12 protein-coding genes are annotated in these 14,139 nt (G+C 38.3%); 6 read left to right on the top strand and 6 right to left on the bottom strand.

Features of this window, described 5'->3' with window-relative positions:
* The first annotated feature begins 114 nt into the window (after positions 1-114).
* The 4 genes from N0B48_RS00650 to N0B48_RS00635 all read left to right on the top strand — a co-directional run bounded on the left by N0B48_RS00650 (position 115) and on the right by N0B48_RS00635 (position 6,009).
* On the top strand, positions 115-1,356 hold the full coding sequence (locus N0B48_RS00650) for an efflux RND transporter periplasmic adaptor subunit (protein ID WP_259835680.1): 1,242 nt from the start codon (positions 115-117) through the stop codon (positions 1,354-1,356).
* A gap of 35 nt (positions 1,357-1,391) precedes the next feature.
* Positions 1,392-2,114: an ABC transporter ATP-binding protein gene (locus N0B48_RS00645; RefSeq protein WP_090024801.1), complete on the top strand. Its 723-nt coding sequence runs from the start codon at positions 1,392-1,394 to the stop codon at positions 2,112-2,114.
* 131 nt (positions 2,115-2,245) lie between these two features.
* A complete protein-coding gene (locus N0B48_RS00640; protein ID WP_259835677.1) occupies positions 2,246-4,660 on the top strand; it encodes an ABC transporter permease in 2,415 nt (804 codons plus the stop codon).
* Between the two features lie 53 nt (positions 4,661-4,713).
* Entirely contained in the window at positions 4,714-6,009 is a 1,296-nt protein-coding gene (locus tag N0B48_RS00635; protein WP_259835676.1) for a TolC family protein, read from the top strand.
* 391 nt (positions 6,010-6,400) lie between these two features.
* Here N0B48_RS00635 and N0B48_RS00630 read toward each other — a convergent pair whose 3' ends face one another.
* From N0B48_RS00630 to budA, 3 genes are all read right to left on the bottom strand, one after another.
* Positions 6,401-6,709 (bottom strand): putative quinol monooxygenase, encoded by a 309-nt coding sequence (locus tag N0B48_RS00630; protein WP_259835673.1) that lies wholly within the window; start codon positions 6,707-6,709, stop codon positions 6,401-6,403.
* Positions 6,710-6,849: 140 nt separating this feature from the next.
* Positions 6,850-8,250, bottom strand: a complete 1,401-nt coding sequence (locus N0B48_RS00625) for an L-dopachrome tautomerase-related protein (protein WP_259835668.1) — start codon at positions 8,248-8,250, stop codon at positions 6,850-6,852.
* A 25-nt stretch (positions 8,251-8,275) separates the two neighbouring features.
* The gene (gene budA / locus N0B48_RS00620) at positions 8,276-9,046 is read right to left on the bottom strand and encodes an acetolactate decarboxylase (protein WP_259835665.1); all 771 of its coding nucleotides are present in this window, start codon (positions 9,044-9,046) and stop codon (positions 8,276-8,278) included.
* A 113-nt stretch (positions 9,047-9,159) separates the two neighbouring features.
* On the opposite strand from budA, the gene N0B48_RS00615 reads away from it, so the two are divergent.
* Both N0B48_RS00615 and N0B48_RS00610 read left to right on the top strand, forming a co-directional pair.
* Positions 9,160-10,026: an AraC family transcriptional regulator gene (locus tag N0B48_RS00615; protein WP_259835663.1), complete on the top strand. Its 867-nt coding sequence runs from the start codon at positions 9,160-9,162 to the stop codon at positions 10,024-10,026.
* A gap of 245 nt (positions 10,027-10,271) precedes the next feature.
* Complete coding sequence (locus tag N0B48_RS00610) at positions 10,272-10,775, top strand: thermonuclease family protein (protein ID WP_259835661.1); 504 nt, start codon at positions 10,272-10,274, stop codon at positions 10,773-10,775.
* Between the two features lie 289 nt (positions 10,776-11,064).
* Here the strand turns inward: N0B48_RS00610 and N0B48_RS00605 are convergent, their stop codons facing one another.
* From N0B48_RS00605 to N0B48_RS00595, 3 genes are all read right to left on the bottom strand, one after another.
* A complete protein-coding gene (locus tag N0B48_RS00605; RefSeq protein ID WP_259835659.1) occupies positions 11,065-11,481 on the bottom strand; it encodes a hypothetical protein in 417 nt (138 codons plus the stop codon).
* A gap of 204 nt (positions 11,482-11,685) precedes the next feature.
* The gene (locus tag N0B48_RS00600; RefSeq protein ID WP_259835657.1) at positions 11,686-12,888 is read right to left on the bottom strand and encodes an MFS transporter; all 1,203 of its coding nucleotides are present in this window, start codon (positions 12,886-12,888) and stop codon (positions 11,686-11,688) included.
* A 250-nt stretch (positions 12,889-13,138) separates the two neighbouring features.
* Positions 13,139-13,750: a response regulator transcription factor gene (locus N0B48_RS00595; protein ID WP_259835656.1), complete on the bottom strand. Its 612-nt coding sequence runs from the start codon at positions 13,748-13,750 to the stop codon at positions 13,139-13,141.
* Between the last annotated feature and the right edge of the window lie 389 nt (positions 13,751-14,139).

The raw sequence follows: 14,139 nt of genomic DNA, 5'->3' as shown, positions 1-14,139 counted from the left end.
AGTTTTAACCAACGGGTTTAAAGCTTTATTTCAGATTGTCAATCACTTACAGATTTATAATTTACTGGCATCTGGATTGTGTAATTAATTGTAAGCAAACGAGTTATCTTAATTATGGATACGAAAATAGTAAAAAAGAAATCGACATTGAAAATTGTTTTAATCGGATTGACGATTATAGTGGCAGGATCACTGTTCAGTCTGTATTTCATGAAACAGAAAAAGACGTATAATATTTCAGCGGAAGACATTCAGATAGAAGAAGTCAGCCGTGGAAAATTTGAAGACATGCTGATGCTCACCGCACAGACACAATCTTTAAACTCATCCCTGGTGAATGTTCTGGAAGGTGGCGCCATAAAGGAAAAATTTGCGGAAGATGGGCAGATCCTCACGAAAGGACAACCTATTGCAAGAGTCTACAACCCGAATACAGAGTTTAATTATCTGAATCAGGAAACGGGAATCATGCAGCAGATCAGCCAGATGAGAAGTACACTTCTTGAACTTAAAAATCAGGAATTCGTTCAGGACAAAGAATTGTTGCAGTCCCAGAATGATTATAACACGGCCTTACAGTCGTTTAATCTGCAAAAACGTCTGTATGACGCTGAGATCGGAAAAAAGACCGATTATGATATCAGTCTGCAGAATCTGAATTACCAGAAACAAAGAAAATCAATCGTAGAAAAGGGTGCTTTTACTGAAAAAAAATCCAGAAGCTCTCAAATGTCTGCTATTAATTCTTCTATCGGTCAAATGGAGAAAAGCCGTCAGATCCTGCATTCCAATAAAAACAATTTCCTCATCATGGCTCCGGCTTCAGGTAGATTGTCATCATTTAATGTTTCGATAGGGGAAAACCTGACAACGGGCCAGAGTATTGGTAAAATTGATTTGATGGATGGCTATAAATTAGTGGCCAAAGTAGATGAATATTACATCAATAAACTTCAAAACGGAATCAAAGGAAGCCTGGAGAATGATGGTAAATCATACCAGGTGATCATCACTAAAATTTTACCGGAAGTAAAAGACGGACAGTTTTCTGTAGAACTTAACTTTACAGATGTAAAACCTCAAAACCTGAAAATAGGGATGACCTTTGGTGTAAAGCTCAAACTTTCTGCTGATACCCAGAGTGTCATGGTTCCAAAAGGTAATTTTTATAAAGATACCAACGGAAAATGGATCTTCGTGGTCAAAGGAAATAAAGCAGAAAAAAGAAACGTTGTTTTAGGGCGCGAAAATCCTTTATTTTACGAAGTAGTTTCAGGACTGAAAAGCGGTGAAACAGTGATTACATCTGACTATTCAGATATTAAAAAATACGAAATCCTTGAGATTAAAAAATAAAAATAATTAACCTTCACATTTAAATAAGAATTAAAATGATCAACGTTCAGAATCTTTCTAAAATCTATAAAACTGAAGATGTACAGACCAATGCTTTGAATAACATCAGTCTTCATATCAAAGAAGGGGAGTTTGTAGCCATAATGGGGCCTTCAGGCTGTGGAAAATCTACATTTCTTAATATTCTCGGCCTGCTGGATGATGCTTCCACGGGGTCTTACAAATTTGGAGAAGTGGAAACTGTAAAAGCAGGAGAGAAAAAGAAATCGGCTATCCGAAAGAAAAATATAGGCTTCATTTTCCAGAATTTTAATCTGATAGATGAGCTTAGTGTGTACGAAAATATAGAACTACCATTAATTTATAACGGCGTTTCCTCTTCTGAAAGAAAAAGAAGGGTAGAGGAAATTATGGAGCAAATTAATATCGGTCACCGTGCCAAGCATTATCCCCAGCAGCTTTCGGGAGGTCAGCAGCAAAGGGCGGCCGTTGCAAGAGCTTTGGTGACAAAACCTCAATTGATTCTTGCCGATGAACCTACCGGAAATCTTGACAGTTCCAACGGAAATGAGGTGATGAATCTCCTGGCAGAACTTCACAGAGAAGGCTCTACCATTGTCATGGTAACGCACTCTTCTTACGATGCAGGTTTTGCTTCCAGAATTGTGAATATGAAGGATGGGGAAATATTTAACGAAGAACATGCTTCCCAAAGAAGAGATGTTTTCGAAAAGGCGGATGCACAGGAGCTCCAGTAATTGGAACATTCTTAACTCATTATATTGTAAAAAACTAATAACCGTGGAACTCAGTTTCCTGGATGGCAGGTGTATTTTCGACCTGAATCCAGTTGAACATGTACCTTCATTACTTACAAAATTATACGATCATGCTTAATAACTGGCTTAAAATTGCTTTCATCAATTATAAAAAGAACTGGCTGTCTACCGCAATCAATTTATTTGGACTTACGGTTGGACTTACCGGATTTATGCTGATTCTGCTGCATTGGAATGATGAAGAGTCATTCGAAAAATGGAATCCTAAAAAGAACGAGATCTACTATTTCCAGACGTATCATAAGAAAGAGAATTCTTACGGGAATAATCTTTCGGTTCCAATGGCAAGACGTGCCAAAGATGTAATTCCGGGAGTAGAGGACTATGTTTTGTTCAATAGCTCAGGAATAGGATTTAAAATGACCACGAAAAATAAAACGGCCTATCAGCAGGATGGATTGACTGCGAGTGAACATTTTTTTAATTTTTTCCCTTTTAAACTGGTTTCCGGAAGCTATAAAAATGCATTAAAAGGAGATGGTGTCATCGCACTTTCGACAACTGCTGCCAAAAACCTTTTCGGGACAACCAATGTTGCAGGAGAAAGTGTCAAATTTGACAACAAAAATTATGTCGTAACAGCTGTTTACGAGCTACCAAAAGAAAACAGCCAGATCAAACCTGAATTTGTTCTCAATCCCGTACAACAGATTAAAGATGATGAAAATAATTGGGGAAATTTCAATTTTGGGTGTTTTTTTATGCTTAAAAAAGGGACAGATCCTTCTACTTTACGACAAAAATTTATAACCGATATTTTTGAATACAGGGCAAAACTGGATAAGGATTCCGATGGACTGACCCCTCAGCAGTATCTGGATCTGTATGGTCCTACGGACAGTCTGCTCACGCCTCTTGATCAAGTAAAACTCCACGCAAAAGCATCATGGTTTGGAGTACCTGATTTCAAAACCTTAATGATATTGTTTACGCTTTCTGTTTTAATTGTTGTTTTATCAGCTATTAATTTCATCAACCTGAAAACGGCACAGGCTTCTCAGAGGGCTAAAGAAATCGGGGTAAGGAAAGCCATTGGCAGTACAAAATCCAATCTTATTGTTCAGTTTTTACTGGAAACTTTTGTTCTTTGTATCGCTTCTTATCTGCTTTCGCTGGCCTTAACAGAGCTTCTTTTACCAAGCTTCAACAAGTTTTTTGATAAGGAAATGAAGATGAATGACTGGCATGTCTACTTTTATTCCTTTGTCATGGTCATCATGGTAACATTGATCTCCGGATTGATTCCGGCCATGTATCTGTCCAACTTCAAAGCGATAGAAACTCTGAAAGGAAATTTCGCAAGAAGTAAACACGGAATTTGGCTTAGAAACGGAATTCTTACTTTACAGCTTATTATTTCATCATTCTTTATTATTGGCGGATTGATCGTGAATCAACAGGTGAAACATATGATGAACAAAGATTTGGGCTACAGCGGAAAACAAATATTGATTGTCAACTTCAGGGAGTTTAGCCCAAAACCTTGGCTGAAATACGAAAGATTAAGAACTGAAATGAGCAAGATACAGGGAGTGGATGCAGTTTCTTATGGAGAAATTGTTCCCGGAACCAACAGGTCCAGCAGTTCGAATGTTGATTTTATGAATCAAAGTATCCAGGCTCAGCACGGATCTATGGATTACAATTACCTTCAGTTTATGAATGTAAAATTGAAAAAAGGACGTTGGCTGGACCCGAATCTTACCTCTGATACCATTAATACCGCTTTGGTCAACGAAGCTTTTGTCAGAAGATTTGGCTGGAATGACGACGAGGCTTTAAAGAATGAAATCCGTCCGGGATTTGACAGTATAAAATACCATATTGTAGGCATCGTAAAAGATTTTAATTTCAGAAGTTTAAGATCGGAAATAGAACCTACTGTATTTTTTCATTACAGGGAAACAGACTGGAAAAAAATGTTTGTTTATAATATTCAGCTGAAAATAAAACCGGATGATATTGAAGGTACGGTAAACAGAATTAAAAAATACTGGTCAGGCTCGGTAGAACCGGGATATCCTTTTGATTACTTTTTTATCGATCAGAGATTTGCCAAAACCTTTGAAAGATACCAGAAACAGGAAACCCTTTTCACAATTCTGAATGCCATGGTTTTGATGGTGGCTTTGTTAGGATTATTTGCCCTGTCTTCACTGATGATCGAACAGAAGCTGAAAGATGTAGCGATTAAAAAGACTTTGGGTGCTTCAGACGGAATTTTAATCATGGGACTGACCAAACAATTCCTTTGGATTACATTAACAGCGGTTATTATAAGCGTTCCGATCAGTTATTATCTGATGAACGAATGGCTGAAAGACTTTGCTTACAGAATAGATATGCCGGTTTGGCCATTCATTGTAAGTCTTCTTACACTGCTTATTTTAACATTCGCTGTCGTGAGTATTAAAGCCTATAAAGCAACAAAAGTAAGCCTTGTGAAGTATCTTAAATATGAATGATTTTCATTCTAGGTACTTATTTTCTTCAAAATACATTTAAATTCATCTTGTACATGAAAAATCTAATCTTCATATTTTTTGTGGGGCTATTTCCTGCACAGCAATCGTGGAATCTTCAGCAGTGTCTGGATTATGCTGCGGCCAATCATCCGCTGGTAAAACAGGCAACGGTCAATATAAAGAAAAATGATCATCAGATTGCAGCCTCAAAGGGAATGTTATTGCCTTCCATAGAAGCTGGCGTTGATCATAGCTATAGTTTCGGATCATCCATTAATCAGTCCAGTAATCAGAGAGAAGTGCTGAATACACAATACGACCAGCTGAAGGCTCAGGCCAATATTGAGCTTTTCAACTGGCGGAATTATGTGAATATTTCTCTTTCAAAGCTCAACAAAGAAACCAGCTCCTACAGGCTTAGAAGAGCTCAGAATGAAGTGAAACTGAATGTCATTCAAACGTTTTTTATCTATCAAAACAGCAAAAGCTGGCTTGATGTCCTGGAAACTCAGATTTTAGGGATTGAAGAGCAAATTAAGCGGACAGAAAAAGAAGTGGAAATAGGAAGCCGCTCAAAAAGTGATATTTATGACATAAAAGCCAACTTAGGCACATTGCAGGAACAATGGGTAAGCGCAAAAAATCAACGCGATCTGGCCAAAATAAATCTTCTTAACGCTTTAGCCATTCCTCAGGACTCTATGGATTTTGTGACGAATAATGAGGAGGCTTTAGCGGAAGATGATTTCAATCAGGCTGATTTTACCAAAAGACTACTGGAAAATAATCCGGCATACCAGACTGTTCTTGCGGAAATCAAAGCTCAGGAAAAAACGGTAGATCTTGCAGGATCAGCTTATTTACCAACCCTCAACGGAAGCTATAGCTGGTCTACTTTTTATAATAAATCTCTAAATAATAATGCTTCAACTGCCAGTTTTTCAGATCAGTTTAGCCAAAACAAAAACCAATCCGTGTCTTTTGGACTTAATATTCCGATTTTTAATAAGTTTCAGGTCAAAAACAATGTGGAAGTTGCCAAATTGAATGTGATTAATTCTACTTATGATAAAGAATTGATTGTCAACAATCTTACCCAAAGCATCAATTCCATAAAAGCTCAATATTTAAATGCTCAGGAAAAATACAGTCTTTTAGAAGCTAATTTTGAAAATCAGAAACTGTCTTTTCAGAAATCAGAAGAAAAATACAAAGAAGGTCTCATGGATGCCTATACCTTCTTTGTTGTGAGAAACAACTGGCTTCAGGCCAATTATAACCTGATCAACAGTAAAAACGATGTTATCCAGCAAACGGAATTGTTAAAAGTACTGAAGACGGGGTTATAACCTGAGTTCGGGATAAGACATTTGTTTCGGGATAAGGGTTTCGTGCTCAAACGAGGAACTGCCTTTTACATCCATATACTTGATTAATTTCAAAACCTGGGAGCAGATAAGTTTTTATACGCAAAGTTATATTCTATTACTGCATAGTTTTGAGAGATGCAAAGAATGGAATCAATCAAAGATTGATTCGACGAAGCAAGCATTTTATCCATGAGCTTCATCATCGACGCAGTCGAACTCTTTCCCTTCCTCAAAACTAAACGTTAACATGATGAAGCTTTGCGTGTAAAAACATGATCTCTTCAAAGATTTGCAAGTGATCCCAAATATCTTATCTCTTACCACTAAAACTTATAACTCATTACTTGCTCAAACCTAAACTCTGGTTACATTAATCAATGTCCGAAACCTGTTTCAGTTCAATCAGTTGGATAGGTTCTCTCATCAGCTCATCCATCTGTGCTGCAAAGTTTTTAAAATGAACAGTTTGAGTATGAAACTCAAATGCTGCTGTATCTTTAAATGCCTCACGCATATAAAAAGTACCGGCATTATTTTTATCCTCAAAAAGAATATAGTAAAGGCATCCAGGTTCGCTGCGTGTGGGGTTTATAAGTTGTGACAAAGCCCCTTTTAAGGCTGTTCTTTTTCCTTCTTTAGCTTTTAAAACGGCTGTTGATAAAAATTGTTCGTCAGTCATATTGTTTAAAATTTATTATTAATTACTTTTCGAAAAATCTCAATGGTAGTGATAATCTCAATTGGATGTGGAAAAATTCCCCTCTGTCGGTGGGGTGGCGAAAATTTAAAGAATTTTTGACGGGGTCGTCATCAATCTGTTCAAAGCTTGATCCTGTAAATAAAATAAGGCGACTTCCCCTTATCCTGATCACCCGAAAACGCAGTGGTGCTGTCCAGCTGATTCACCGAAATATATAGGTATCCGTCTTCAGAAACCGCTACATTGTCCGGCCACTTTAATTTTCCGTCTTTAATCACTTCACTCAGCTGTCCGTTTGCAGCCAGTTTGCTGATACTGTGTTCGCCCAGATTGGTAATGTAATGATTGCCATGTTGGTCTGTAGCCACACCGTCGCTTACAGGTTTATCTCCAAATTTTTGAATGGCATTACCGATCGTTTGATCATCAGAATTTTCCCGGAAAAGCTTGGCTGGAACCTGATACCACGTAGTACCATTCATAGCTCCAAAAAAGATGGTTTCTTTGTCATAGGAAAGCGTTATAGGATTGATCCCAACGCGGGATGGTTTTCCATCAAAATCGATTACCTTTCCATCGATGATCATATCGACATCTTCAGACTGTAAAGCCTCATGCCCGCTGAATCTTCTGGCTTTTTTTGTTTTCAGGTTTAAAGCAATGATGCCGGGATTGGAAATGTCAGCAAGATAAGCCCAGCCGTTTTTTTCGTCTATAGCGACATCCTGTACAAAACTTCCTTTGGGCGCAATATCAGCAGGCAGTTCAATTTTTTCCACCACTTTATTTTTCTTTAGATCAAAACACCAAAGACGGGTTTTCCCAAGTTCAAGTCCCATATCAATCATCCAGAGGCGGTTTTCTTTATCTACCGTTACGCCCAGAGGAGTATCAAATTTATTATTGTCTGCTGGCCCGCCGTTTTTCTGCAATTCTTTCGAAGGGAATGGCACTGGTTTTCCATTGACGATTTCTACCAGCTGCAGTTTTGGAGATGCTAAAGGGTGAATGGTGGCAAACACACGTCCATTATTACTTACCGCTACATTTCCGGGCCTCATCTCATCAAACTGTGCCACGACTTCAAGCGGGTTTCCCAGTTGCTTAAAATAGGATGCGGTTCCATCCGTCCAGTCTTTACGGACAGGTGTGAAAAAGTCCAGATCTTCGGTACCGTCTTCCAGACAGAAAAACTCGTGGGTGATATTGGCCGGAATAATCAGGACACCGCCTGATTTTACGATATATTCCTTATTATTCATCAGAACCTTAACGCTTCCTTTTGTAATATAGGTTACCTGTTCATTGGGATGCTGGTGTGGCGGAACATGAGCTCCTTTATCCATTTTCCAGAATGCAAAAGTGCTTTCCGAGCCCGAAACCCATTTCCGCTGTAAGCCTTTACCCACCTGTTCCCAGGTTCCTTTATTGAAATCGGTTTGCAGAACCTTTTGCTGGGCAGAGAGTAAGCTGAAAGAGAACAGAACCAGTGGTAAAAGAATTGATTGTTTTGTCTTCATGAGATTGAATATTTATTTTTTAAATTTAATACTGAGCTTTTGCTTCCGAAGAGGTCCAGGTTCGCTGGTAACCGGCATCATTAGTGTTGGGTAATATAATTTCGTAAACATTTTTCTCGTCGAGCTGTACAGTAATTTTTGTCTCAGAAAAAGTTCCATCTAACAAATGTCCGCCTGCTGTTTTGTCCTCTGACAGAAAATGAAAATGAAACGGTGATAAATCCAGACCACCTGCATAGCCGGGATTGTAAAAACCTACAAGAGTTCCCTTGATATTCTGCTTTTTGTACAATGGTCTTGTCTTCATAAAAGCGGCAATACCTGTGGTATCTTCTTCATCCACCTTTACTGCTCCGCCCAATGTTAAACTGCTGAATGTCGCTTCAATTTTTATGGCATAAAACCGGTTTCTGGAAGGTAAAATCTCAGGTAATTTCTGCAGAAGATCTTCAACGGTTTTAATTTGCTCAAGTGTCAGAGATTTATCTTTTCTGAAAAAAGTAAATGAGCCAAACGGAACCTTTCTTTTTTCATTGGCCAATTCCACGGATCCATTGGTTGCAATTCGGTATATGTTGCCATCCAGCGCGATCAGTTCACCATCCAGAAAATTATAGGTGCCCAGTCCGAAGTCCCCTTTTTGTTTTAATTCCTTTACAGTAATGTCTCCGGTATATACTCCGTTTCTCATGGCGTCCATGGAAGAGTAGTGGTAAATTTTATCTTCAGTCTGCTGTGCATGTAATGAAACTGACAGTATAGTGAACAGTATGATACCCGGTAATGATTTTCTCATAAATCGTAATTTGTATTAGATAAAGCAAAATTATACTGATTTTGAGCAGATTAATGGTATATTGTTTCCATGTTTTTGTATATTTTTGCCCTTGTCATTAAAATACGATTTGTATGAACCGCGATGTATTATATCAGCCTTACAGCATTCATTTTGAAACCCTGGATGTATTTCCGGAGAAAGAAAGCCGGAAGAATTTTTTCGAGCTTGTTTTTATATTATCGGGGACGGGAAGCCACTGTATTAATAAACACAGCTTTTCGTATTCCAGCAACCATATGTTTTTGCTGACCCCTCAGGACTGCAGCCAGTTCTGGATCGACACGACAACGAGGTTTTTCTTTTTGCAGTTCAGTAATATCTATTTAAAAGACAGCAGCATTTCGAAAGAAAATATCCAGCGGTTGGAATTTATAATGGAAAACGCCAATCATAAACCGGGCTGTATTTTGAAAAATCAAAGTGACAAGACACTCATTCGCCCAATTGTAGAAGCGCTTATCCGGGAGGCTGTGAACAGAGATGTTTACCATGGTGATATCACGGCTCAATTGGTCAACACCCTTATCGTAGTGGTAGCCCGAAATATTGCCAAATATCTGCCTCAGAAAATAGATGAAACCTCCGAATCACGCATTATCAATATCTTAAACTATATTCAAAGTAATATTTACGAGCCTGAAATGATCCGTACGGAAAGCATCAGCAAAGCGTTTGGATTTTCGGAGAACTATCTCGGGAAATATTTCAAAAAACACAGCGGCGAAACCCTGCAGTCGTACGTCAATAACTATAAAACAACTTTAATAGAGCATCGCCTGAAACACAGTGACAGAAGAATTACTGAAATTGCGGATGAACTCGGTTTTACGGATGAAAGCCATCTTAATAAATTCTTTAAAGCCCAGCGTGGAAAAAGTCCCAAAGCTTTCAGACTGGAATTTGTACAGCATACTGAGAGTTACGGGGGTGCGGTTTGAGAGTTGATGAGTTGCTAGCTGCTGTATTGTTGTGACTTGTTTAAATAAAGGACAAATATCTCTGGCGGCTGAGGTTCTCGAAGCCACCATTCACTTGCGAAGCAAAATTCACCTTTAACATTACTTCACCTTAACTTAAAAGTCTGATGTCTGAAATCTGAACTATCTGGATGTTTTAAAAGTGAAATAGATAAAAAAACTCCCTGCATCAGAGGGTTTCCGAAATAAATACATAATTTCGCACCATGAAAATTTTTCTATATGCGTGGGTATGTTTTCCTCTTTCATTTTTCTCACAGACGACGGGAAAAGTAGTTGGGATTTCAGATGGAGATACGGTCACCGTTTTATTAGACGGGAATGTACAAAAGAAACTTCGGCTGGCAGAAGTAGACTGCCCTGAAAACCGGCAGCCCTTCGGAAAAAATGCCAAAAAATTTACCTCCGATCAGATTTTTGCTAAAAAAATCATGTTTACAGAAACCAATAAGGACCGTTATGGACGTTCAGTGGCAAAAGTTTACTACGACAACGGGAAATATCTTTCAGCGGAGATTATAAAGGCCGGATATGGGTGGTGGTATTATGCTTATTCCAAAGATACGGATCTGGGAGCGATGCAGACTAAAGCAAAGACAAAAAAGCTGGGATTATGGCAGGATAAAAAAGCTGTTTCGCCCTGGGATTTCCGTAAAGAGCAGAGGGAAAAGGCTAAGCTGAAGAGGCTTCAGAAGCAGGGGTTGATTTGATGATGTGCTGATGCGATGATTTGTTGATGTGTGGATGGGATATACGGCCTCAAAAGTACTGGAGAGCGCCTAGTCAAATTTTCAGTAAAACGTTCGCTTAATCAAATCAATGCAATTGATTTCCTCTTTGCACTCCTCAAAATATGCGGTATTAAAAATCAAGCTTTGCGTGAAAAAAAAAATTTCTCTTTAATTTTAGAATTCGAACTATTTTTAACTTAGTTCAAAAAGCATAAAAACAAAACCGCTGCACAAAATGCAACGGTTTCTTTATAATAAACATGATAAACTAAGACTCAGCCTTCAACAGTCCGAAACTGGATGTCGCAGGCTCCTTTCCGAATAGACATGAAAAAATATTCTGAAACTCATGGATATACCTGCATTTGATGGAATTCCCATATATTTTCAGGCCTTCCAGGATCTTTTTTGAACTTAAATCAATGTCATATTTGATAAACGCTTCCGGTCTTTCATAACGGATTCTCTGCTCTGAGCTGTACGTTCGTAAAAAACCAAATTTTTCAAGCCATTCTTCTGTTATCTGAATGGGCGTAATCGCATCTGCGGGAACTGAAATACTTTGAATGTCATTCTCGATTTTTACAAAATAATCATGGTTTCTGCCATGAAAGATTTCAGTGATCGTATACGTCTGGTTTTTGTATTCAACTAAGTTTTTAATTTTAAGATCTGCTGCGTTCATAATATTGTGAGTTTAGAAAGGTGTGTGGTCCTTAAGTACTTGCAAATATTATGCCCTGCATTAGAGTAAAACGTTTGTGTTTTTGAATGTTTTGTTAATTTTTTCTATAAATAATTAATTATATGTTAAAATAATACCGTTGTTTCTTAAAATTAAAGGATATTCGAAAATAAAATATGGTAGTTGTGTGGTATGTATTCTCTGTTAAATAACCTTAACTGCTCCCAAATCTCTGTTTCTGAACGCCAATACAAATGAAATTCCTACCGAAAATAAAAGAACCATGATAAAAACAGGCCACGAAAAGGCATGAAGAATGTATCCGGTACCACTTCCCAGAATACTGGATCCGAAGTAGTAAAACAGCCAGTAAATAGAGGTCGCTGAAGATTTTCCGTGTTTTGCATGAAGTGCAGTCATCTGGCTGGCCATAGTGTGAGCTGCGAAAAAAGCCAGTGTAAATAGCCCAAGACCAAAAATTACAACATAAATATTTTCCGATAACAAAAGTAAAGTTCCTGAGAACATAAACAGAACCGAACCTTTCAGAATGAGATTACGGCTGAATCTTTTTGAAAGTCTGCTTGTAATCATGGTACCGAAGACTCCGAAAATATACATCAAAAATATGAATGCAATGACAAAATGGCTCAACGAAAAAGGTTGATCTTCCAGTCTGAATGTCAGATAATTATAAACACTTACAAAAGTACCCATCAGCAAAGCAGCGATGCAGTACAAGCGCAGCATATAAGAATCGGTAAGGAACTTTCTCATCTGTTTGACTTTGAGAGAATAATCCGTTTTCTGAGGATTAAAGAATTTAGATTCGGGAAACAGCCTCCAGAAGACCAGGCCCAATATCAGGCTTTCTATCCCTATAATCAGAACAGCATTCCGCCAACCGAATTCTCCCGCTAAAATCGTTGCCAATATTCTTCCGCTCATGCCACCAATGGTATTTCCACTGAGATACATGCTGATGGCAAGACCAACGACAGAAATATGAACTTCCTCAGTCAGGTAGGCGAGGGCCACCGCTGAAACTCCGGAAACCACAAAGCCTTTTAAAACACCTGTCGCAATCAGCAAACTGAGACTTGGCATCCATGCTGAGATTATGGTAAGCAATGCAGATGAAACCAGAGAAAACGTCATCAGTTTTTTCCTTGAATAACTATCGGCCTTAAAAGCGAAGAACAGTAAGCCTATGGCCATTCCTATTGTGGAAGAAGATACCAGAAGGGAACTGTCACCGGCTGTTGTTTTGAAATATTCTGAGACCGTAGGAAGCATCGGCTGAAAAAGATAAAGCTGTGCAAATACGGAAAGTCCCGAAAAGAAAATACAAAGTTTGATATACCGGAAACGCTGGCTTCCTTTTTCCGCTTTTTCAGATAGATCCATGATTTTTTACAATTAAAAACGCTGTGGTTTTTATAGAAATTAATGTTGTGTAAAGTTCATGATATTTTTTCAATCCTGAAAACGCTTTATTCAATCAGGTTTATTGGTAAAACCGATCAGTGCTGCATTTTGCTGATATATGGATGATCGTCTGCAAGTCCGATTCTAATTTGTTTTTGTACCGGGACCTGATTTCTCATGAGAGATTCGGTCCCAATTTTAAAAAACAATGATCCGATTTCCTAAATCATTAATGCATCATTTCATGCACTTTGATCAGCTCTGCAATATTGCTGATATTCAGTTTTTGAAATATCCTTTTTTTATAAGTACTTACGGTAGACATCTGGATATCCAGTTTATTTCCGATCTCAAGATTTCCATTGCCGCTCGCCAGCAATGTAAAGATCTCATATTCACGGGACGACAGCTTTTCAGCGGGATTGCTTTTTTTATTCTGGATAATGAGCCCTATCAGCTCACCGGGATAATAATAACCCTTCTCGATAACAGATTTTACAGCTTCTCTGATCTCTTCCTCACTGCTCTGCTTGCTGAGGTAACCTTCAGCACCTTCGCGGATATATTGTATGGCAACATCTTTGTCATACCCTGAAAATATAAGGATTTTCAGGCTTTCCTGAATACTTTTAAGTTCAGAAATCATTTTTTTATACTGAGTTCCGGGCATATCAATATCCAGAAGCAGCAGATCATAATGACGGTCAGAGAGATGTTTCTGCACCTGTTCATAGTTTTCTGCAAAATCTATTTTGAGCTTTGGATAGGCGGACTCCAACACTAAAGCAGTTCCTGCTCTTACAACATAGTGATCATCAGCGATTAGTATTCGTTCGTTCATAAAAATGGGCTTTAATAAGAGTAATTCAACGATAGTTCCGGTGGGATGGTAGGTCTGAAATTAATTCAGGGATTAATTTTTTTGATGACATGAAAGACAAAACGCAGCCAGAGCCTTTGTTTTTCCAATCAGAAGACTTAGTTTCCGGATTGTTCAACAGGCTTTTATGGCCACTGATTTGTCCATCAGCCCTTCCCGTTTTTGTATCGGCGGTTATTATAATTAGTTTTTGATGGTTTTTGGTAGTAAAAAAGTGGGGTAGGTCATAGCGTCCGGTTTCCGTTTCGGTGGAACCTGGGATAAAACCATAACACTTCCTGACAATGGTTTTTACCCTTGGCAAAAGTCCGTTGTCATTAATATATTCCGTGGAAATATGACGCTGCCTG

The sequence above is a fragment of the Chryseobacterium herbae genome (assembly GCF_025154075.1).
GTDB classification, from domain to species: Bacteria; Bacteroidota; Bacteroidia; order Flavobacteriales; family Weeksellaceae; genus Chryseobacterium; species Chryseobacterium herbae.
This window is presented reverse-complemented; position numbering and strand designations above follow the sequence as displayed.